Source organism: Desulfoluna sp. HI9BLuna, assembly GCF_056829775.1.
In genome coordinates, this window is sequence record NZ_CP186555.1 from 1122726 (window position 1) to 1144365 (window position 21640).

At 58.7% G+C, this 21640-nt stretch carries 14 protein-coding genes and 2 tRNA genes; 7 read left to right on the forward strand and 9 right to left on the reverse strand.

The genetic code is table 11. The annotated features are described in order from the left end of the window. Nucleotides 1–512: 512 nt before the first annotated feature. The 3 genes from ACOYW0_RS04395 to purM all read right to left on the reverse strand — a co-directional run bounded on the left by ACOYW0_RS04395 (nucleotide 513) and on the right by purM (nucleotide 4465). The gene (locus tag ACOYW0_RS04395; RefSeq protein WP_482417354.1) at nucleotides 513–1847 is read right to left on the reverse strand and encodes a sodium-dependent transporter; all 1335 of its coding nucleotides are present in this window, start codon (nucleotides 1845–1847) and stop codon (nucleotides 513–515) included. Between the two features lie 416 nt (nucleotides 1848–2263). Continuing rightward, complete coding sequence (tsaD, locus tag ACOYW0_RS04400; protein WP_180146106.1) at nucleotides 2264–3283, reverse strand: tRNA (adenosine(37)-N6)-threonylcarbamoyltransferase complex transferase subunit TsaD; 1020 nt, start codon at nucleotides 3281–3283, stop codon at nucleotides 2264–2266. Between the two features lie 138 nt (nucleotides 3284–3421). Beyond that, a complete protein-coding gene (gene purM, locus ACOYW0_RS04405) occupies nucleotides 3422–4465 on the reverse strand; it encodes a phosphoribosylformylglycinamidine cyclo-ligase (RefSeq protein WP_482417355.1) in 1044 nt (347 codons plus the stop codon). A gap of 541 nt (nucleotides 4466–5006) precedes the next feature. On the opposite strand from purM, the gene ACOYW0_RS04410 reads away from it, so the two are divergent. The 7 genes from ACOYW0_RS04410 (at nucleotide 5007) to ACOYW0_RS04440 (ending at nucleotide 12476) form a co-directional block, all read left to right on the forward strand. Next, nucleotides 5007–6311 (forward strand): homoserine dehydrogenase, encoded by a 1305-nt coding sequence (locus ACOYW0_RS04410; RefSeq protein WP_180146100.1) that lies wholly within the window; start codon nucleotides 5007–5009, stop codon nucleotides 6309–6311. A 101-nt stretch (nucleotides 6312–6412) separates the two neighbouring features. Then, the gene (thrH, locus tag ACOYW0_RS04415; protein WP_482418816.1) at nucleotides 6413–7030 is read left to right on the forward strand and encodes a bifunctional phosphoserine phosphatase/homoserine phosphotransferase ThrH; all 618 of its coding nucleotides are present in this window, start codon (nucleotides 6413–6415) and stop codon (nucleotides 7028–7030) included. Between the two features lie 2 nt (nucleotides 7031–7032). Continuing rightward, nucleotides 7033–7347 carry a DUF167 domain-containing protein gene (locus tag ACOYW0_RS04420; RefSeq protein WP_180146097.1) on the forward strand — a complete coding sequence of 105 codons (315 nt, stop codon included), beginning with the start codon at nucleotides 7033–7035 and terminating at the stop codon, nucleotides 7345–7347. A 66-nt stretch (nucleotides 7348–7413) separates the two neighbouring features. Continuing rightward, nucleotides 7414–7490, forward strand: a tRNA-Met gene (locus ACOYW0_RS04425). Between the two features lie 194 nt (nucleotides 7491–7684). Next, nucleotides 7685–9520: a DNA helicase RecQ gene (gene recQ, locus ACOYW0_RS04430; RefSeq protein ID WP_482417356.1), complete on the forward strand. Its 1836-nt coding sequence runs from the start codon at nucleotides 7685–7687 to the stop codon at nucleotides 9518–9520. Between the two features lie 579 nt (nucleotides 9521–10099). Continuing rightward, on the forward strand, nucleotides 10100–11383 hold the full coding sequence (locus ACOYW0_RS04435; RefSeq protein ID WP_482417357.1) for an Hsp70 family protein: 1284 nt from the start codon (nucleotides 10100–10102) through the stop codon (nucleotides 11381–11383). A 1016-nt stretch (nucleotides 11384–12399) separates the two neighbouring features. Then, nucleotides 12400–12476 (forward strand) — tRNA-Met (locus ACOYW0_RS04440). Nucleotides 12477–12540: 64 nt separating this feature from the next. On the opposite strand, the gene ACOYW0_RS04445 is transcribed toward ACOYW0_RS04440, so the two are convergent. From ACOYW0_RS04445 to ACOYW0_RS04470, 6 genes are all read right to left on the reverse strand, one after another. Continuing rightward, the gene (locus ACOYW0_RS04445; RefSeq protein ID WP_482417358.1) at nucleotides 12541–13284 is read right to left on the reverse strand and encodes an SWIM zinc finger family protein; all 744 of its coding nucleotides are present in this window, start codon (nucleotides 13282–13284) and stop codon (nucleotides 12541–12543) included. Nucleotides 13285–13287: 3 nt separating this feature from the next. After that, entirely contained in the window at nucleotides 13288–13587 is a 300-nt protein-coding gene (locus tag ACOYW0_RS04450) for a hypothetical protein (RefSeq protein ID WP_482417359.1), read from the reverse strand. Nucleotides 13588–13873: 286 nt separating this feature from the next. Continuing rightward, entirely contained in the window at nucleotides 13874–16534 is a 2661-nt protein-coding gene (locus tag ACOYW0_RS04455) for a DEAD/DEAH box helicase (RefSeq protein WP_482417360.1), read from the reverse strand. A gap of 271 nt (nucleotides 16535–16805) precedes the next feature. Beyond that, the gene (locus tag ACOYW0_RS04460; RefSeq protein WP_482417361.1) at nucleotides 16806–19184 is read right to left on the reverse strand and encodes a methyl-accepting chemotaxis protein; all 2379 of its coding nucleotides are present in this window, start codon (nucleotides 19182–19184) and stop codon (nucleotides 16806–16808) included. A gap of 618 nt (nucleotides 19185–19802) precedes the next feature. Then, complete coding sequence (locus ACOYW0_RS04465; protein WP_482417362.1) at nucleotides 19803–20690, reverse strand: CoB--CoM heterodisulfide reductase iron-sulfur subunit B family protein; 888 nt, start codon at nucleotides 20688–20690, stop codon at nucleotides 19803–19805. Beyond that, nucleotides 20683–21261, reverse strand: a complete 579-nt coding sequence (locus ACOYW0_RS04470; protein ID WP_482417363.1) for a 4Fe-4S dicluster domain-containing protein — start codon at nucleotides 21259–21261, stop codon at nucleotides 20683–20685. Before ACOYW0_RS04470 ends, ACOYW0_RS04465 begins: the two co-directional genes overlap by 8 nt. Nucleotides 21262–21640: the final 379 nt, after the last annotated feature.

A 21640-nucleotide genomic window follows, 5' to 3' on the forward strand; every position in this document is an offset into this window, starting at 1 on the left:
ATTAGGTCAATAGGTCATAGGTCAATAGGGGTTCAATAGGGGTCAGGCAAAAAAAAGAAGAGCCGGCGGGAAAACCCACCTGCTCTTTTATATTCATAGGGTATCAAGGGCAAGAGCACGGCTGCCCAGACCCGAACTTTGGCCTGCTCCCTTTTCAACCTTTGGCCTTTTGGCCCTTCGCCTTTCGCCCTTATAGGTAGGGGTCAGGCAAAAAAAGAGCCGGTGGAAAAACCCACCGGCTCTTTTATATTCATAGGGTATCAAGGGGCACTGCTGCCCAGAACCAGACCCGAACTTTGGCCTGCTCCCTTTTCAGCCTTTGGCCTTTTGGCCCTTCGCCCTTCGCCTTTATTAGGTAGGGGTCAGGCAAAAAAAAGAGCCGGTGGAAAAACCCACCGGCTCTTTTATATTCATAGGGTATCAAGGGGCACTGCTGCCCAGACCCAGACCCGAACTTTGGCCTGACCCTTTTCTGCCTTTAGCCTTTTAGCCCTTCGCCTCACCCTTCCCTTTTACCACTTAAGACCTGTAACGAAAATCCACCCGATGGCCGCAGGGGCCACCACGCAGCAGATCACGCGCCAGGCGGGATAGATGGCAAGAGGCTTTCCGTCGGAACCGGAGAGTTCCTCTTTGGCCATGGCGTGGAGTCCCCATCCGGCGAGAAGGGCAAAGCCCATGCCGCCTAAGGGCATGATCATGTTGGAGGCCATGAAGTCCATGGCGTCAAGAAAGGATTTTCCGGCAATATTGAGGCCGCCCCCCAGGCTGATGGCCGAAGGGATCCCCAGACAGAACGTAAGACAGGTTACGGTGAGGGTCGCCTTGCTGCGGCTCCATTTGCGATCGTCCACAAAGTAAGCGCAGATCACTTCAAGCTGGCTCATGGACGACGTCAACGAGGCAATGACCAGAAGAAAAAAGAAGAGCACGGCAAAAAGGGCGCCCCCGGGCATCTTGCTGAACACCGCAGGAAGGGTGACAAAGGTGAGGCCGGGACCGGAGCCGGGCTCAAGGCCGAAGGCAAAGACCGCCGGAAAAATCACCAGGCCTGCAATAAGCGCCACAAAGCTATCCAGAAAGCAGATCTGAAACGCCGGGCTGACGATGGGCTCGGACTTCTTCAGGTAGGACCCGTAGGTCAGCATCACCCCGATGCCGATGGAAAGGGAGAAAAAGGCCTGGCCCAGGGCGGCGAGAATCATGGCCCCGTTCACCTTGGAAAAATCGGGTTTCAGGTAAAACGCCAGCCCTTCGGCAGCTCCGGGAAGGGTCACGGACCGCACGGCAAGAACGATGAGGAGCAGGAAAAGCACGGGCATAAAAACGGTGCAGAACTTTTCGATGCCGTTGCCGATGCCCCGTGCCACCACCCCGAAGGTTCCCAGCATAAAAAGGGCCTGGTAGAAAATGACCATCTTCGGGTCTTTTACAAAGTTACCGAACACCGCCCCGGCCGACGGCACGTCCGTGCCCAGGGCCCCCATGAGGGCATCCACGGTGTACTTGATGGTCCACCCACCCACCACACCGTAAAAACTCAGGATAACGATGGCGGCAAAGATCCCCATGCCGCCCAGGGGGGTGAAGAACTTTCCAGCAACCCGCCGAAGGGACCCCACCGGGTCTCCCTGGCCTCTCCGGCCCACGACAAATTCGGCGAGCATCACCGGCATGCCGATACAAAACACCAGCAGCAGATAGATGAGCACAAAGGCCGCGCCGCCGTTTTCACCGGCCACAAAGGGAAATCGCCAAATGTTGCCAAGCCCCACCGCCGATCCGGCAGATGCAAGGATAAAGCCGATACGGCTTCCGAACTGATCTCTGTTTTCTACCTCTGACACGAATGACTCCCGGCCTTATTCAACCGTGATTAAATAAGGACATGCTTGATCCTGGCCCGCAGCGTCACGGGCTGTTTATGTTAAAGCCTTAAAAAAACCGAAACACACCGCGGCGACCACGCTGCCTGCGCATGGTTCACCGCACGCACCATGTGCCGGTGCGGTCTTCGGCCCCTGGAAGGCCCTTATTCGCTTGAGATGTGAATGCATGAACGACGTGATACAACTCTGAAGAGAAGAACAGCGCGAGAAAACACACAAAGGGGATGCATCGCAAAACGAACACACTCAACCAAACCCGTGACATCTCTACGTGAACGCAACCGGGTTGGTCAAGAATAAAATGGCGCACCGGACGATCCGCCGATTTGTTAAAACAAAGCGCCCGGAGCTATGGATATCTATAAAACCGCCCTTTATTTGTGCTTGGTATTGGACGGCAGGCGGGCCCGGGAATACGCATCATCGTTCAGCCCCAGGGTACTCCCCTCCATAAAACGGTGGTAGCCGATGGCACCGATCATGGCTGCGTTGTCCCCGCAGTACTTAAGCTCCGGGGTATGAAACGAAAGGCCCCGACGGGACGCCGCCTTTGCCACCATGTCCCGCACTCGGGAGTTGGCCGCCACGCCGCCCACCACGGCCACATGTCGGCATCCCTTGACCTTGGCCGCATACATCAGCTTGTGGCAGAGCACCTCGGCCACCGACTCCTGAAAGCCTGCCGCAATGTTGCGGAGACGCTCCTCATCGGGCTCGGGGAACTCTTTGAGATGACGGCCCACAGCGCTCTTGAGACCGCTGAAACTGAAGTCAAAGGCCTTCTTGTCCAGATAGGGCCGGGGAAAGGAGATGGCCTTGGGGTCCCCTTTTCCTGCCAGGCCGTCGATGACCACCCCACCGGGGTAGCCGAGGCCCAGCATCTTGCTCACCTTGTCGTAGGCCTCGCCCACGGCGTCGTCCCGGGTCTGACCCATGAGTTCGTACTCGGTGGGCCCGGTGACGTAGTAAAGGCTCGTATGCCCGCCGGACACCAGCAGGGCCACATAGGGGAAGGAAGGCGGGTTATCCCCCAGGAAAATCGAGGACATGTGCCCTTCCAGGTGGTTAACACCCACACACGGGATTCCCAGGCCCCAGGCAAAGGCCTTGGCATAGGAAAATCCCACCAAAAGCGCTCCCACCAGGCCGGGCCCCTGGGTTACGGCCACCGCATCCAGCTCGGAGCGGTCTATTCCTGCCGTCTCAATGGCCTCCCGTACCACGGGCACAATGGCCTCCACATGCTTCCGTGAGGCCAGCTCCGGCACCACGCCTCCGTAGACATGGTGCACAGCCACCTGGGAAGCCACCACAGATGAAAGGACGCGGGTTCCGTCCTCCACCACGGCAGCGGCGGTTTCATCACAGGACGACTCGATGGCAAGTATCTTCATGGGTCACTACACTCCTCATTTCCAAAAACAAAAGGCCATTTCCATCGGGCAAACCGGTGAAAATGGCCGCATCATCATGTTGTGTTCACGCACTCCGAAAGCTCGTTGCGCGGCTTATGGCAGACAGGGACGTCGGACTTAGACCCACTCCACCCGGGGGGCTCCCTCTTCACGCGTGTCGATCTCGCCGATGATCCAGGCCCTCTCTTCCATGGCCTCCAGCATATCCAGCAGCGCCTGAGCATACTCTTCGGGAACCACAACGGCAAGTCCGATGCCGTTGTTAAAGGTTCGCATCATCTCGCCATCGGCCACGTTACCCGCCTCCTTGAGCCAGGTAAAGACCGGCGGCACCTCCCAGCTGTTGCGCTTCAGCACGGCCTTGCACGCATGGGGAATGACGCGGATGATATTTTCGTCCAGCCCGCCGCCGGTGATGTGGGCAAACCCGTCCACCTTGATGCTCTTAAGCATCCCCTGCATGAGATCGGAGTAAATCCGTGTGGGGGTGAGCAGCTCTTCGCCCAGGGTCTTGCCGAATTCGGGCACATGACTCTCAACGGTGAGCTTCATCTTCTCGAAGCAAATCTTGCGCACAAGGGAAAACCCGTTGCTGTGCAGGCCCGTGGAGGCGATACCGATGATCTTGTGCCCCACATGGATTTCGGAGCCGTCCACAATCTTGTGGTCGTCCACGGCCCCCACGGCAAAACCGGCAAGGTCGTATTCCCCGACGCCATACATGCCGGGCATCTCGGCGGTCTCACCGCCGATGAGGGCGCAGCGCGCCTGGCGACAGCCCTCGGCAACCCCTTCGATGATGGCCTTGGCAATGTCTGTATCCAGGTTTCCCATGGAGATATAATCCAGGAAAAACAAGGGCTCAGCCCCTTGCACCGCGATATCGTTGACGCACATGCCCACCAGGTCGATCCCCACCGTGTCGTGCTTGCCCATCTGAAACGCAATGTTAAGCTTTGTCCCGACGCCGTCGGTGGAGCTCACCAGCACGGGCTTTTCCATGCTGGACAAATTGGGCGAAAAAAGCCCGCCGAACCCGCCGATGCTTCCCATCACACCGGGCCGATTGGTCTGTTTGGCGATCTTCTTGATGGAGTCCACAAGGGCATTGGCCTTTTGGACATCAACCCCCGCATCTGCATATGTTAACGACTCACTCATGGTATGAGGACACCTCCGGAAAATTGATCACCCGCGAACCGCTGATTTAAGACGGCCGGATCAAGGCCCAAACCATCGTGTTCCCCGCGCCCCCCGCGCATCACGATCCCTTGTAAAATCCGTACTCGCGGCTGTCATTGTAAAATCACATACCTAAACAGATTCCTTTAAAAAGTCAAACCAAAAGGGTGCCCGCAGCGCCGGTTTTCCCGGCCGGAACGTTTCGTGGAACGCCTGATTTTTCAACACAACCTCAAAGGACACGACCATACAACATCCTGTGGTTCCACCCGATTTATCCATAATATATTGTTAACCCCTTGGCGTTCCCCCCCTTGTCATCGGGCCTGCCGCACCACCCCCAGATTTTTTTTTGACATCAAGGGCCGTTGTATTGTACGTTTGCCTGTATTTTACATGGTTTTCCATCGAACGCGCCAAGAGAAAAGAGCGTTGTAATATCAAAATGTTACAACACACTTCCCTGGGCCTGTATCTCAGACTATCACGTTTTGCCGCTGCCTCAAAGGAGCTCCCGCTTATGAAAACGATCAAAATCGGTATCCTTGGACTTGGAACCGTGGGAACGGGTGTGGCCCGCATGCTTGAAAAGGAGAAAGACCTCATCTCCTCCAAGCTGGACGCCGAACTCGTCATTGCCAGAATTGCCGACCTCGACATCGACACCGATCGAGGCCTTACCATATCCCGCGACCGCCTCACCACCGATGCCTTTGCCGTTATCGATGATCCCGAGATCGACATCATCGTGGAACTCATCGGCGGAGAGACCTTTGCCAAGGAGTGCTTCGAACGGGCCATCGCCAAAGGTAAACACATCGTCACCGCCAACAAGGCCCTCATCGCCGCCCACGGAAACGACCTCTTCCGCCGGGCCGCGGAGCAGGGCGTGGACATCGCCTTCGAAGCGAGCGTGGCAGGCTGCATCCCCATCATTAAAACCATGCGGGAAACCCTGGCCGGCAACACCATCCACAGCCTGGCCGGCATCATGAACGGCACCTGCAACTACATCCTGACCAAGATCACCTGCGAGGGAAGCAGCTTTGAAGATGCCCTGGCCCAGGCCCAGGAGAGCGGCTTTGCAGAGGCCGACCCCACCCTGGACATCGAAGGGTACGACACAGCCCACAAGCTGGCCATCCTGAACTCCCTGGCCTACGGCATGAAGGTTAACTTAGACGACATCTATGTGGAGGGCATCACCCGGGTCACCCCGGAAGACATCCGGTTCGCCGATGAATTCGGCTACCGCATCAAGCTGCTGGCCATCGGCAAACGCACCAACGGTGCCGTGGAAGCCCGTGTCCACCCCACCATGATCCCCAAGGACAACCTCTTTTCCAGTGTCAACCACGCTGTCAACGCCGTCAATGTCTGCGGGAGCGCCACCGGGGACATGTTCCTCGTGGGCCAGGGCGCGGGCATGCTGCCCACGGCCAGCGCCGTGGTAAGCGACCTGGTGGACATCGCCCGAAACCTCATCACCGGGGCCGGCCAGCGGGTTCCCTACCTGGCTTTTACCAGCGAGCGCATGAACGACCTGCCCATCCTGCCCATGGATGAGGTAACCTGCCGTTACTACGTCCGGTTCAAGGCCATGGACAAGCCCGGGGTCCTATCCCGCATCTCCGGTATCCTGGGGGAATACAACATCAGCATCCGCTCCGTGCACCAGAAAGAAGGTGGCCAGGGCGACGGCTCCGTCCCCCTGGTCATGCTCACCAGCGTGGCACGGGAAAAAGACATGAGGCAGGCCCTGGCCGACATCGAGTCCCTGGACATCATCCAGGGCAAGGCCGCCCTGATCCGCATCGAAGAGTAAGGTACCCGGGCCCGTCCGTAAAAGATATGGGCGGGCCCGTCCCTTTTTCATAACCCCGCCTCATGGGCGTACCCACAAATAAATGGAAACCGCACACCATGATGAACATCATCTGCTCCGACCTGGAAGGGGTCTTCATCCCTGAAATCTGGATCAACGTGGCTAAAAAAACCGGCATCGAAGAGTTGAAACTCACCACCCGGGACATCCCCGACTACAACGTGCTAATGAAAAAACGCCTGGGGATCCTGGACGCCCACGGCCTGAAGCTTGCCGACATCACCGAGGTCATCGACACCATGGACCCCATGGAAGGCGCCGCCGACTTCGTGGCCTGGATGCGTGAAAATGCGCAGCTCATTATCCTCTCCGACACCTTCGAGCAGTTCGCAGGCCCCTTCATGCGCAAGCTGGGCATGCCCACCCTCTTCTGCCACCAGCTGAAAATCGATGCGGAAGGGCGGGTCACGGACTACTGCCTTCGTCAGCAGGATCAGAAGAAAAAGGCGGTCATGGCCCTCAAAGGGCTCAACTACCATGTCACGGCCTTCGGCGACTCCTACAACGACGTCTCCATGCTCAAGGAAGCGGATCAGGGTTTTCTCTTCAGGCCCCCAGCCAACGTCATCGAAGAGTTCCCCCAGTTCCCGGTGACCACCAGCTACGACGAACTCAAGCCCCTGGTGGCCGCCTCCCTTGAAACAGGGGCCGCACGCTGATCATGTTTGCCGTCGAAGAAAAAAAGGGGGATCTCTTCTTCCGCATCTTCGTGCAGCCGAAGTCCTCAAAAAACATGATCTCCGGCATCCACGGAGACGCCTTGAAGGTGAAGATCACGGCTCCTCCCGTGGACGGTGCGGCCAACGCCATGTGCATCAAGTACTTCGCCAAATTTCTAGGGGTCTCCAAATCATCCGTGGAAATCGTCTCCGGACAGACAGGACGGAACAAACGGGTCCGCGTGGAGCTTGGGGCGTCCCCCGGCGATGAAGAGAAACGGCGGAATATCGTGAAATTACTCACATCGTATGCTTAACGGCGATTTTTTTACGATCCCTTCCTTGACAAGGGCCCAAGGCCCATGTATATTCCCTCACATTGTTGCGGGGTGGAGCAGTCTGGTAGCTCGTCGGGCTCATAACCCGAAGGTCAGTGGTTCAAATCCGCTCCCCGCTACCACCGCTTTCAAAAAGCCTTGAAGGATATTCCTTCAAGGCTTTTTTTGTTTTGGTCCGCATTTTCCTTCGACGCCTCTTTCTCTCTTATCCGGGAGGACAAAGGGGATGCCATCCCACCCTGTTTCTGATATGAACCACACAGACATGCATAACGCTGTCCCATGACGCCAAGAAACAGGAGCCGTTGTACCGCCCATGCACCACCAGCCCCCGGAAACCATTCTAAAAAACGTCTTTGGTTATGAAGCCTTCAGGGGCAACCAGAAAGCGATCATCGATAACCTCCTTTCCGGCGGCGACGCCCTGGTGCTCATGCCCACGGGTGGGGGAAAGTCCCTCTGCTATCAGATCCCGGGGATCCTGCGGCCCGGCACCGCTGTGGTGGTCTCCCCTCTGATCGCTCTCATGCAGGACCAGGTGGAGGCCCTGCGCCAGAACGGGGTCAGGGCGGGCTACCTCAACTCCTCCCTGTCCCAGGCCGAGGCCCTGCAGGTGGAACGGGCCATGGCCCAAGGGGAGATGGACCTGGTTTATGTGGCCCCGGAGCGACTCATGACACCCCGGTTTCAGGAGCTCCTCACCCGGACGCCCCTGGCCCTCTTTGCCATCGACGAAGCCCACTGCGTCTCCCAATGGGGGCACGACTTCCGTCCCGAGTACATGCAGCTGGCCATTCTTGCCGAACGATTTCCCCAGGTCCCCCGCATTGCCCTCACCGCCACGGCCGACCCCATCGTACGGGAGGAGATGGCCGAACGCCTCCACCTCACACAGGCCGAACGCTTTGTCTCCAGCTTTGACCGCCCCAACATCCGCTACCGCATCGTGGTGAAGAACACCCCCAAAAAGCAACTCCTGGACTTCCTGGAGCAGGAGCACAATGAAGACTCGGGCATCGTCTACTGCCTGAGCCGTAAAAAGGTAGAATCCACCGCAGCCTGGCTCTCGGACAAAGGCTTCACTGCCCTGCCCTACCACGCCGGGCTCCCCCAGCAGACCCGGGCCGAGAACCAGCGCCGATTCATCACCGAGGAACAGGTGATCATCGTGGCCACCATCGCCTTTGGCATGGGCATCGACAAGCCGGACGTCCGCTTTGTGGCCCACCTGGATCTCCCCAAGAACCTGGAGAGCTACTACCAGGAGACCGGCCGGGCCGGACGCGACGGCCTGCCCGCCGACGCCTGGATGGCATACAGCCTGGGGGACGCCGTCTTCCTGCGCCAGATGCTGGATTCATCCGAAGGAAACGAGCAGTTCAAGCGGATCCAGCACCAGAAGCTCAACGCCATGCTGGGCTTCTGCGAGATCACCGGGTGCAGGCGCCAGGCCCTCCTCGCCTATTTCGGCGAAACCCTGGAGAGCCCCTGCGGCAATTGCGACACCTGTCTCTCCCCGGTGGACACCTGGGAAGGCACCACCGAAGCCCAGAAAGCCCTCTCCTGCATCTATCGCACCGGGCAGCGCTACGGCGCCGGGCACCTCATCGACGTGCTCCTGGGCAAAGGCACCGACAAGGTAGAACTCTGCGGCCACGACTGCGTCTCCACCTTCGGCATCGGCAAAGAACTCTCCGACGCGGAATGGCGCTCCGTCTACCGGCAACTGGTGGCCGGGGGACTCATCAGCGTCAACGCCCAGACCGGCGGGTTCCGGCTCAACGAAAAGTCCATGCCTGTTTTAAAAGGCCAGCAACAGGTCAGCTTCCGCAAAGACCCCACCCCAACGCGCAGGGGCAAACAGGCCGGACGACGCTCCAACGCCTCCCGCCTTATGGAAGAGGTCTGCGTGGCCCCCGGCGCCCGGGCCCTCTGGGACAAACTCAAAGCCTACCGAAAAGAGACCGCCGCCGAAGCCGAAATCCCTCCCTACCTCGTCTTCAACGACGCCACCCTGGCCGACCTCATCGACAAAATGCCCACCGACGACCTGGAACTTCTTGCCGTTTCCGGCATTGGCCAGCAAAAACTCTCCTCCTACGGCGACGAGATCCTGGCGATTATCGACGAGCATCTCAAAGATTTTATTTAGATAAACCTCACAGTTCAGTATTTAAAAAATGGCAACGACTCATCATGCCTCCGGCAGCCAGGTGGGGGCACCTGGAAACCCTATGGCGAATGCATGGGAGCAACCAGTCTACACGCATTATCAATATGCATTCGCGTGATGTGTGACATATAGCAACCACCTTTGCAGGAGAGACCCATTTCATTTTTCTGGAAACACCATGAAATAAACATTTGATTCGTTGGACTTTAACCGAAATAACTCCGACGGGTCGCTTTTAAAAAAAGCTCCACAAAAACGTCCCGGTAAAAATGAACAAATGAAAGGGGCTATGGACGGCAGCTACGCGCAAAAAAAATGAAACCTGCTTGTCAAACTTATCAAAAGTTTGGCCCCCGACAGGGCCGCCGGAGGCAAAATCTAAATGCGTTTGCCCCGGAAGGCTTGCCATTTGCCATGGCTTGGTGTAAATTCCCGATCTTCAATTTAAGAAGAAGCCCCCGGCCGGTGCACAAGTTCCCTTGCGCACCGGTTTTTTGTGATAAGGCCTGCGGCACGTCCCCCAGGGCAGCCCCGCGCCTATGTTTCGAGGTGAAGCGTATGACGTCTGTGGTATTCGGACTGGATTTTGGAACCAGCAACTCGGCCCTTTCGGCCAATGTCGACGGCAAAGTCTCAATGATCGACATCGACCGGTACAACGAAACCGGCAACACCTTGAAATCGGTCATCTACTACGATGACGAAGAACGCCAGTTCTTCTCCGGCCAGGAGGCGGTGAACCAGTACATCGAAAATGACGCCTTCGGCCGCTACATCCAGTCCATCAAAAGCTTTTTACCCGACGCCAGCTTTGAAAAAACCGAGGTGGGCAACAAGACCTACACCCTGGAGCAGCTCATCGGCATGATCCTGCGCACCATCCGGGAGCGTGGCGAAAAAGCCGTGGGCAAACCCGCCGACAGCCTTGTGCTGGGACGCCCGGTGGTCTTTTCCGAAGACCCAGAGTGCGAGGAGCTGGCCAACCGCAGGCTCTTAAAGGCCGCAGAGCTGGCCGGGTTTACGGACGTGCGTTTCCAGCTGGAGCCCATTGCAGCGGCCCTTGCCTACGAGAACACCCTGGCAGACGGCGAGGAAAAAACCGTGCTGGTCGGTGACTTCGGGGGCGGTACCTCGGATTTTACCATCATCAGGGCCAGGGGCGGCAACACCGGAAAAAACAAAAACCGGCGCGACGACGTGCTGGGCCTGGGCGGGGTCTACATCGGCGGCGACACCTTTGACTCGGCCATCATGTGGCACAAGGTGGCCCCCTATTTCGGCAAAGAAGTGCGGGTCAAAGCCCTCTACGACGACTTCACCCTGCCCGTCTCGTCCCTGATTCTCTCCAAGCTCAAGCAGTGGCACCAGATCCCCCACCTGAGGCACCCCAAAATCGAGGCCATCTTAAAGGATATCCACCACAGGGCGGACAATCCCCGGCTCATCGAAAACCTCCAGAACCTCATCGAGGACAACTACGGCTATTTGCTTTTCCGGGCCATCGAAAAGACCAAATGCAGCCTCTCCACGGACGAGTCCGCCCTGATCCGGTTCAAAGAGGGCCAGCTGGCCATCTCCGAGCCCCTTGCCCGCGGCGAGTTTGATGAGATCATCCACGGGGACGTGGAAAAAATCGAAGCCTGCGTGGATTCCGTCATGACCCAGGCAGGCCTCGGCCCCGACGACATCGACACCATCTTCCTCACCGGTGGGTCCTCCCATATCCTCAAGATCCGGGACCTCTTCGTGCGCCGCTTCGGTACCCAAAAAATCGACAGCCAAGACGCCTTCACCAGCGTTGCCTACGGTTTGGGGTGCAGCAGTTACCTCACAGCCCATTAGGGCCGATGACACACAGCCACCGGGAGCGATAACCGGAGTGTGTAGGATGGGCAAAGGCAAGCCCGCACCCGTTGGGATTACGACGCCTTTCGTGCCGTGCCCATCACGTGTGCCGAAAAGGTTCTGTGGGGTGGGAAGGTACGGGTTCTTCGTAAAAAAGATGGGCACGCTCCGCTTTGCCCATCCTACGGGTGGCACTCGGCAAATGAGGATAATAACCCGGGGGGCGTAGGATGGGCAAAGGCAAAGCCGCACCCGTTGGGATTACGACGTCTTTCGTGCCGTGCCCATCACATGTGCCGAAAAGGGTCTCTGAGGTGGGAAGGTACGGGTTCTTTGTAAAAAAGATGGGCACGCTCCGCTTTGCCCATCCTACGGGTGGCACTCGGCAAATGAGGATAATAACCCGGGGGGCGTAGGATGGGCAAAGGCAAGCCCGCACCTGTTGGGATTACGACGCCTTTCGTGCCGTGCCCATCACGTGTGCCGAAAAGGGTCTGTGGGGTGGGAAGCTACGGGGTCTCCGTGAAAAAGATGGGCACGCTCCGCTTTGCCCATCCTACGGGTGGCACTCGGCAAATGAGGATAATAACCCGGGGCGTAGGATGGGCAAAGGCAAGCCCGCACCTGTTGGGATTACGACGCCTTTCGTGCCGTGCCCATCGCGTGTGCCGAAAAGGGTCTGTGGGATGGGGAGCTACGGGGTCTCCGTGAAAAAGATGGGCACGCTCCGCTTTGCCCATCCTACGGGTGGCATAACCCGGGGGCGTAGGATGGGCAAAGGCAAACCCGCACCCGTTGGGATTACAACGCCTTTCGTGCCGTGCCCATCACGTGTGCCGAAAAGGGTCTGTGGGGTGGGAAGGTACGGGTTCTTCGTAAAAAAGATGGGCACGCTCCGCTTTGCCCATCCTACGGGTGACACACCCCACAACCAGGGTGATAACCTTTTTTTCCGTGTTCCCACGAAATGCCTTGACTTCAAAGAGCCCCCCATGTAGTGTCTGCCTCGTTGTTGCGGGATGGAGCAGTCTGGTAGCTCGTCGGGCTCATAACCCGAAGGTCAGTGGTTCAAATCCGCTTCCCGCTACCACTAAAAAATACAAAGGCCCGGAAGATGATTCTTCCGGGCCTTTTTTGTTTTTATCAATCCCACCCTACACCAGCCGATACACCCCGCGGGACGGGCACGTCACCCACCCTTTCTGTTTCATCTGATACAAGGTGTTGCGCACTTTCTGGGGCTCCATCTTCGAGGCGGCGATCATCTCGGCCACGGGCACGCCGTTCGTCTTTTTTTGCAAGAGGGTTGCCAGCTTCTTCATGGGGGCGGTCATGCCGTCGGGCAGCGTGGCCTTTTTGGCCGGGCGTTTTTTGGGCGCGGTCTTTTTCCCGGAGGCAGCCCGGAGTTTTTGGGCCCTGACCCCGGCCTTGGAAACGGCTGTTTTTTTGCTCACTGCCGAAGGCGCCTCCCCGTCCCCCAGATCAATACCAAAGAGATCCGAGAGCCCTTCGGTCTTTTTAAGGGCCTTGTCGCTCTTTTTCACGGCTTTGCGACGCAGGGTGCCCCTGGCCCGGTTCATCTTTTCGGTGATGAGCTCCTGCAGCTCCACCTTTCTGAGCAGAAACAAAAGGGAAGGATCCTCGTCCAGGCGAGCCCCTACCCCGTAGAGGCAGGCGGCTACGTGCTTGCACATGGAGGCGCTGTCCGGGCAGCTGCAGGTAAAGGAGATCTCTTTGGGGGTGGGAAAAAGCCCTTTACCCTTCTGGGTGAGCAGCTCCCCTACAGCCTTGGGCATGCGCCCTGCCATGAGGTCCTGCACCGAGTCCATGGTGCCCACGGCGGCCTCCTTCAGGGCCAGCCAGTTCGGCACGGAGATGGCCCGGATGCGGACGCTCACTTTCTAAGGGTAAGGCTCGCTGCCGATGACCAGGGCCGTCACCTTGCCGGCCTCAACCTTTAGGTCCAGGACCGCCCCGTGCCGCACGTAGCTCCTGCCCCTTCCCAGGCGATTGGCAAAGTCGGCGTACCCTTCCAGATTATTGTTCCACGCCTTGCCCCACCAGCTCGACGCCAGGGCCTTTCCCTGGATAACCACAGGGGAAATATCCGGATGCTTGCGCTTCAGCTGCTTGAGTTTCTTTTCGGCCTTGGCCCGTTTCTCGGCCACCGACACGTATTTTGGAAATCCGTAGTATCCCATGGGGACCCTTTGTGTAATTATCCACGTCACTGTTGCCTCCGGCAGCCCTGCCGGGAACCAAACTTTTAGAAAGTTTGGCAAACAGGCTTCAAGAACAAGTTCGGTTTCATCTCAATCAATAGCGAATGTGATTTTCCCTGAGGAACGAAGGGGAAAGCCCATTCGCAACCTGCTTTCGAGGTGGCACACCTCGCCGCCGGAGGCATTATTTTTCCTGAGCCCTCTTAACCCTGCGTCAGCCATAGAAGGCAAGCTGAATAGCTGCCTTGTACCCATTTTGTTCAGATTACGATGCCAAGGTAAAAAGTTCCACCAGCTCCTCGCGGGACATCTCCGTCATCAGGGCCTCGCCCGACGGAGAGACCACCTGGTCGGCCAGATCGCGCTTGGCTTCAAGCATGGCGTCGATTTTCTGTTCCACGGTGCCTTTGGTGACAAAGGTGTGCACCACCACCTTTTTGGTCTGGCCGATACGAAAGGCTCTGTCTGTGGCCTGGTTCTCCACGGCCGGGTTCCACCACCGGTCGAAGTGGACCACGTGGTTGGCCCGGGTAAGGTTGAGGCCCACGCCCCCGGCTTTGAGGGAGAGCACCATAAAGGGGCAGTAGGCGTCGGCCTGGAAGGTGTCGATGAGCTCGGCCCGCCTGCCCACGGGCACCCCGCCGTGGAGCACCAGGCCCGGATGGCCGAAGACCCCTTCCAGAAAGGCCCGAAGGGGTTCGGTCATCTCTTTGAACTGGGTAAAGACCAGCACCCGCTCCCGCTTCTCCAGGATGGTCTCGCAGATCTCCCGGAGCCGCTGGAACTTGCCACTCTCGCTCTCCTTAAAGGCCCCCTCGCCCACGTACTGGTCCGGGTGGTTGCAGAGCTGCTTGAATTTCATGAGGGAAGAGAGCACCAGCCCTCGCTTGGCGATGCCCGTGGCGGTCTCCAGGCGATGGGCCAGGTCCGCCACACCTTTGCGATAGAGCACCACCTGTTTTTTGGAAAGACCTGCGTAGCTCTTCATCACCACCTTGTCGGGAAGGTCCGAGATGATGGAGGTATCGGCCTTGAGGCGGCGCAGGACAAAGGGGGAAATAAGCTTTCTCAGCCGGGCGTAGCCCTCGGGATCCGACTTCAGGCTTTTGGAAAACTCGGCGAACTCGGTGCGCGTACCCAATAGGCCGGGGTTCAAAAAATCAAAGAGGGACCAGAGATCCCCTAAGCGGTTCTCCACCGGGGTGCCGGTCATGGCCACGCGCTGGCGGGCGTTGAGCTCTTTGACGGACCGGGTCTGACGGGTAGCAGGGTTCTTGATGGCCTGGGCCTCGTCTAAAATCAGGCAGTCCCAGGCGTGCTCTTTGAGCCAGGCATACTTCTGCACCAGGGTGTAGGTGGTGATCACAAGGTCCAGACCGTGGAGATCCTCCGGCCCCTCTGCGGCCAGCCGTTTTTTCTCGGAGGCCAGGGTGCGGCCCTCCTGCGCGGTCACGTAATCGGGGTGGGCCGTGAACACCCGGAGGTCCGGGGCAAAGGTACGGATCTCGTTCACCCAGTTGGTGACAAGGGAGGCTGGAAGCACAAGGAGGGACGGCCCGGTTTTCTCTTTTCGGCTGCTCAGAAAGGCCAGTAGCTGAACCGTCTTTCCCAGGCCCATGTCATCGGCAAGGCAGGCGCCGAAGGCAAGCTGATCCAGAAACCCCAGCCAGTTCAGGCCCTGCTGCTGGTAGCCCCTCAAGGTGGCTTTGAACCCATTGGCCACCGGGGTCTCAGGGGCCCGGCCCGGATGCTCCAGCCTGGCCAGGGTGGCGTCCAGCCACTCCCCCCGGGAGACCTCGCACGGCACCTGGCCCAGGGCGTCGCCCAGGAGGCTGTCGGGCCGAAGCTGGAGGCGCATGGCCTCGGACATGGTGAGCCCGCTCTCCACGAGGTCCCGGGCACGCTCGCAGGCGTCAATGGCCTGGGCCAGCCTGGCATGATCCACGGCCACCCAGCGGTTTTTCAAAAAGGCCAGACCTTCGCTCTCCAAAAGGATCTCCCGGGCCTCCTCCTCGGTGAGGGCAAGCTCGCCCATCATGATGCCCGGTGAAAAGGCAAGGAGCGCCCCCTTCCCTACCATGGGCGGGGCCTTGTCCCCCAGGGAGAGGCGAACCCCCACGCGGGACGACGACGGCTTCCACCAGTCCGGGATACGGCAGATCACCCCGCAGGATTCGCATACGGGGACCTCTTTTAAAAACGCGAAAGCCTCGTCCGCCCCCCAGGCCAGGGGATAAAAGAGCTCCCCGCTGTCCACGAGGTCCGCCACCAGCTCGCTTTTGTCCGAGGCCCGGTAGACGGTTGTCAGAAGGGAGACCAGGGCGTCGTCCTCGAACTCATCCAGGGCGCGGGACATGGGCAGGTGGCGGGTGCCGTTTTCACCCGCCTGGGAATAGGTGGCCATAAAGGCAAAGGGTTCGTCGCCATTGCGGTTCTCAACAAGGTGGAAAAAGACCCGACCGGCAAGATGAATCCCGGGGTTGAGGGTCGCGAACAGCTCTGCCACGCTTCCCTTGTGATCAGCCATCAGTGAGGAAAAACCGGCCTCCAGCTCATCCCACATGGACGCCAGCAGGTCGTCGTTTACCCGGTCCGCCCCCACCATCATGGGAACCGAGGCAAGGTGTACGGCCGTGCGATGGGCCTCTGCGGGCACCCGGGCCGAGCCGCGGAGGGTCTCCAGATCGGAGAGGCGAACCAGCCCTCCCACATAGTCTTTGGCCACGGCAGCCCCCCAGGAAAGAGAGGGATCGGCCCCGGCCGGAACCTCAAGACACCCCAGGACAAAAAGCCAGCTCTCCTTTGCCTCGACAAAGCGCCGGTAAAGGTCCTTCTGGAACCGTTCCACGGCCTTGGGGACAGATCGTTTCGCCTCGGCCCACTCCGGGAGAAGCCCCCCGTCGGGCATGACGGCCAGTGTTAACATCGAACCCATCGTTATCGCTATCACTCCGCTTCCATATCATCGCTATCAGGTGAAACATCCCCTTATATACAGGCTGTTTCGCCATGCTTCATTCCATGGCGGCCACTTTATTTTCAAGGTCCCTCACGGGTCAACTGTTTTTCCCAAAAAACAAAAGGCGAAGAGCATCCCTTCGCCCCTCGCCTTTTGCTTTTTTACCCTTCAGCCTTTAGCCCTTCAACCTTTTGCCTTTTAGCCTTTAGCCCTTTAACCTTTATGCCTCCCCCTTACATCACACCTTAAACCGCCCCACCAGTGCCTTCAGCTCATCAGAAAGCCCCTTGAGCTCTTCGGCGTTGGTGTTGACCCTGGCGCTCACCTCGGTCATCTCGCCTGCGGTGTGGTTGACCTCGGCGATCTCACGGGCCATGTCCCGGGACACGCCGGAGCTCTCCTGCACCTTCTCGGTCATGGCCTGGATGCCGGTGGAAGTCTGGTTGACGTTGCCCGAGATCTCCACGGTGGTGGCGGACTGCTCTTCAATGGCCGCGGCGATGGTGATGACGATCTGGTTGACGCTGTCGATGACCCCTGCGATGGCGTCGATCTCGTTCACCGTGTCGTCGGTGGAGGCCTGCACCCCGCCGATGCGCTCCTTGATCTCCTGGCTGGAGGCGGCGGTCTGACGTGCCAGCTCCTTGATCTCGTCGGCCACCACGGCAAAGCCCTTGCCCGCCTCCCCTGCCCGGGCCGCCTCAATGGTGGCGTTCAAGGCCAGCAAATTGATCTGCTCGGAGATCTCGGCGATGGCCTCGGTGACCTTGCCGATTTCCAGGGCTGCCTCGCCTAACGCCCCGACCTTCTCTTTGGTTCGCCTGGCCTGGGTGACAGCCTCTCCGGTGATGGTGCGGGCCGACTCCGAGTTCTGGGCGATCTCTCCGATGGTGGAGGTCATCTCCTCGGTTGCCGAGGCCATGGAGTTGATGGCCGAGGCGGACTGCACGGTCTCCCTGGAGACATCTTCCATGTTGGCGCTCATCTGCTCGGCGGCCGCGGCCACGGCATGAGACTTCCCGGAGGTTGCTTCGGCACCCCCTGCCATCTGGGCAGCCAGGCCCGTCAGGCTCTCGGAAGAGAGGGCCAGGGTGCCGGAGTTGGCGGCCACCTCTCCGATCATGGCCTGAAGCCGGGACACAAAGGCGTTGAACCAGTGGGCCATATCTCCCAGCTCATCGTTGCTTGAAACGGAGAGGCGCTGGGTGAGGTCCCCTTCCCCTTCGGCGATATCCCGCAGCATGGCGCTGGCCTGTCGCAACGGGGTGGTGATGGACACGATGAGAAACGCGGCGGCCCCCACGGCCAGGCCCACCCCCAGGACGATGAACAACGCGATGACCATCTTGCCCTTGGCGGCCGTGTCCGCAAAATCGGTTCCGGCCTCTGCAGCCATGGTGCCCATCTTGTCCGAGAGCTCTTCGATGACGTCCCGGGCGTCACTGCCCACCGTTGCCTCCAGATGATCTTCCGCCACATAATCATCCCAGTGCGCCATGTAGCCCTGCACCGCGGTTTTCATGAGCTCGGTGGCCGAGGGAAGCTCCGTGAGTTCCGAGAGAAGCGCATTGACCCTGTCCGCTGACCCACCGCCCACGATGTAGTAAAGAACGGCCAGGCGCGCCTCGTTGAGCACGGATCCCACCCGGTCGATCTCCTGGAGCTTTTGAAAGCCGTCGCCAATGACCCCGCCCAGCTCTTTCCCGGCGGTCTCGATGTCGTCCACGTACACTCCGGCGCAGATCACGATGTCCCAGGGTTTAAAATATTTGGCCACCGTCACCTTGGGAAACACCGCCTCCCCCATGCCAGGCTTTGTGAAATGGTACTCGGTTACCGAAACCCCTTTTTTTACCGCCCCGTCCACGGAGGTCACCACAAAGGCCTTGCCGGTCTTTGGATCGGTAATCTTGGAGTAGTCCATGCCCTCCAGGGCCCGGTTGCCCCCGTGGGTGACCAGGGTGTACGAGGAGTCCACAACGAAAAAGTAGTTGTTGCCGTCAAAGCGCATGTTGCGGATCATGGCCAGGGCCTCTTTTTTGGGACGCCCCGAAATAAGCATGTTTTCCACGGCCCCGTGGGCCACGTCCACCAGGTTTCGCACCGACGAGAAGGCCATTTTTTTCAGATAATACGAGCTGCTCTCCAGCACCTCCTTCCGGATGGCTTCCTGGGCAGCCACCGCCTCATCGGTGACCACGGCGTGGACTTCACCGGCACTCTTCTGGAGCTCCAGGAGCAGGGCCGCCTTGGTCTCCTTGGCCTTCTTCAGGGACGCAAGGTGGGTGACGTAGGCATCCCCGCCGTCCTTGAGATTTTTGACCGCTTCTGTCTGGCCGAGAGCCTCCTCCAGCTCGGACACCTTTTCCCCGGTGCTTTCGATCCCCCGACTCAGGGCATCGTACTGTTCGGGGCTGCCCTCTGCCGTATAGGCACTCTGCTTGCCGCTCAGGGCATTCATGGCCACATCCAGTTCCAGGGTCATGCTCCCTTCACGCGCCTTGTGGATCACCCGGTTCAAACTGAAATATCCCGTGAGGCCCACCAGCAGCAGCACCCCGACAACCAGCGTAAACCCTGCCATCAACTTCTTCTTAAGCCCGACTGTCACAAACATCCACGATCCTCCATTGCAGCGTTCTCAAGGTGGGTTGTCGGCTGACGGCGCATCACCGGTCTCCTGATGCCCCTGTCAACGCGCGAACTCCGCACTGAACCACCGTTCAGGCACCACAACATCGATCACAGAAAAATGAAACGGGGACAGTAAACACTGCGTCGTCGTCAACAAACCCGTCGTATGCCTTATGTATCGGCATCGCGCCGCAAAACTTAATACTGAGTAATAAGAACAGACAGCATCAAAAACCGGTAAATCCCCTTGTAATTCATTGATGTTTTCTGAGCGGTATCGCAGGTTCGCAACATTTCACCGCTTATCGCACAAGTAAAACCCTCTCTTATTCAGGCCACATACAACGCCTCCATGGAACCGTCGCACCCTTGGCCCAAACGCAAAAAAGCCCCCGGTAAAAAACCGGGGGCTTTTTTAAAAAAAACAGACAAAGACGCTGCATGCGTGTGTGGGTGAGAAAATCGCAAGAGGCCTTCCGGAGCCCTGGCGGCATCCGAACAAGGCACGAGCGTTCCTTAGTCTGTCTCTTTCAAACCAGAGCACCTGAAAGAAGGTGCCGCGCAGGCGGCATCTTCTTTCAGAGTTATGTTTCACGCCGGATCAGAGGATCCGGTTGGTCTTGAGCAGGGGCATGGGGTTCACCAGGTGGCGACGGGCCCATTTTTCAGCTTTTTCTTCCCCCGAGGCAAATCCGGCCAGTTCGGGGATAAAAAAGACAGGGAGCCTGTTCTTGGCGGTGCCGCGCATCTCCAGGTTCACCTGGCACAGGGGACAGAATGTCACCACGCAGTTGGCCTTGGCCTGGTTGGCCTGCTCCAGGATGCGGTCCACGAGACGATCGGCCAAGTCCGGCCGGGAGACGGCCAGGTGAGACCCGCAGCAGCGGCTGGAAGCGCCCCAGTCCTGCACCTTGGCCCCGGTGTTTTCAACGAACTTGATGATGCTGGACTCGTAAGTCTTGAGGTCGAAGCCGGTGACACGCTCGGGGCGGGACATGAGGCAGCCGTAGTAGATGACGGCGTTGAGCCCTTCCAGGGAGTGGTTCATCCGGTCTTTGAAGATGGCTTCGTCTCCGGGCTCCAGGGCCTCAAGGAAAAAGCGCACCCTTACCTCGCCGGTGTACCGGGTTCCGTAGGCTTGAAAGAGCTTGTCGCGCAGGGCTTCGTCGTTGGCCAGCTTGTGCATGGACTCCTTGAGTCGGATGTAACAGCTGGGACACACCACATACAGGTCTTCCACCCCCTGCTTCTGGGCAAGGATGAGGTTACGACCGGACAGAAGGGTGGCGTACTCGGGATTGACGCTGTGGGCGGGTGAAGCGCCGCAGCAGTTCCAGTCCTTGAGTTCCTCCACCCACATCCCGGCCATTTTGGCCATCTGGAACAGGGCGTCGGCAAAGTCCCGGGAGCTGGCCGTCAGAGAACAGCCCGGGTAGATACAGATCCGTCTTTTCCCCACGGGAATCGTGCGCTTAACCGCCTTAGACATGACACACCTCATTGAGTTTTTTCATGTCCACGCGCTTGTGGATACGCTCGGGCAGAAGGCTCAAGCGCCCTGAAAACATAAACTTCATATAGTTGGGGATATCCCGTAAGGCCGGCAAAGATTTCATGCGGTAGCGCGCCATGAAGCCCAGCTCGTACAACCTGCCGTAGCGCTTGACCTGACCGAGAAACTCCTGATGAAACGCAACGACTTCGGGCTCCCTGACCTCCGCCTTTTCTTCAAGGGCGATCTGGCGCAGGGTATCCATCATTTCCGGAAGACTGATCCCGTTGGGGCATTCGGACACACAGGCAAGGCACCCGACGCAGAGCCATACCGACCGGCTCTCCAGGACCTCTTGCTTCAAACCCAACTGGACCATGCGAATGATTTCGTTGGGCAGGTAATCCATCTCCTCAGCCATGGGACATCCACCCGAACAGCTGCGGCATTGAAAGCAGGAGCTGAACATCTGTCCACTTCTTTCCGTGACTTCATTCATGAAGCCCGCCTCTATGCGAATGGGTTCTGTACTGTTCATCGTTGCTGACCTCTTTTCCCGAAACATCATGCCAGGCACGACCCCCCGAGTATCTGACAGCACCCGGGACCCTTGCCCCGACGGTGCTCGTATTTTTATCCGAATGCTCCATTGAAAGCGCCCAAGGGCGATTTCCCATCTCGACCGGGAACACCGGACCTGTGATTCTCAACCCAACAAAGCGCCCCGAAGCGTCACCTTACGGGGACCGGCCGAACGGAGCCGGAACCTTGCATTGGATTGTCCCTTCCTTGCAGGCTGACAAAGGCCCGCATCCAACATGTTCAGCATCTTACCCCTTTCCCCGGGGCGGATGTCACGCGACCAAAAATCGTCGCGAAATACCGTCTCCGAAGCTTCCCGTCGGATAAGGCGCTGGTGGGCATTTCTGCCCGAATTCGACCCTTCA

Coding starts and splice junctions, on each gene's coding strand:
- tsaD (WP_180146106.1), bottom strand. CDS start 3,283: ATGAAGATACTTGCCATCGAGTCGTCCTGTGATGAAACCGCCGCTGCC.
- purM (WP_482417355.1), bottom strand. CDS start 4,465: ATGAGTGAGTCGTTAACATATGCAGATGCGGGGGTTGATGTCCAAAAG.
- ACOYW0_RS04410 (WP_180146100.1), top strand. CDS start 5,007: ATGAAAACGATCAAAATCGGTATCCTTGGACTTGGAACCGTGGGAACG.
- thrH (WP_482418816.1), top strand. CDS start 6,413: ATGAACATCATCTGCTCCGACCTGGAAGGGGTCTTCATCCCTGAAATC.
- ACOYW0_RS04420 (WP_180146097.1), top strand. CDS start 7,033: ATGTTTGCCGTCGAAGAAAAAAAGGGGGATCTCTTCTTCCGCATCTTC.
- recQ (WP_482417356.1), top strand. CDS start 7,685: ATGCACCACCAGCCCCCGGAAACCATTCTAAAAAACGTCTTTGGTTAT.
- ACOYW0_RS04435 (WP_482417357.1), top strand. CDS start 10,100: ATGACGTCTGTGGTATTCGGACTGGATTTTGGAACCAGCAACTCGGCC.
- ACOYW0_RS04450 (WP_482417359.1), bottom strand. CDS start 13,587: ATGGGATACTACGGATTTCCAAAATACGTGTCGGTGGCCGAGAAACGG.
- ACOYW0_RS04455 (WP_482417360.1), bottom strand. CDS start 16,534: ATGTTAACACTGGCCGTCATGCCCGACGGGGGGCTTCTCCCGGAGTGG.
- ACOYW0_RS04460 (WP_482417361.1), bottom strand. CDS start 19,184: ATGTTTGTGACAGTCGGGCTTAAGAAGAAGTTGATGGCAGGGTTTACG.
- ACOYW0_RS04465 (WP_482417362.1), bottom strand. CDS start 20,690: ATGTCTAAGGCGGTTAAGCGCACGATTCCCGTGGGGAAAAGACGGATC.
- ACOYW0_RS04470 (WP_482417363.1), bottom strand. CDS start 21,261: ATGATGTTTCGGGAAAAGAGGTCAGCAACGATGAACAGTACAGAACCC.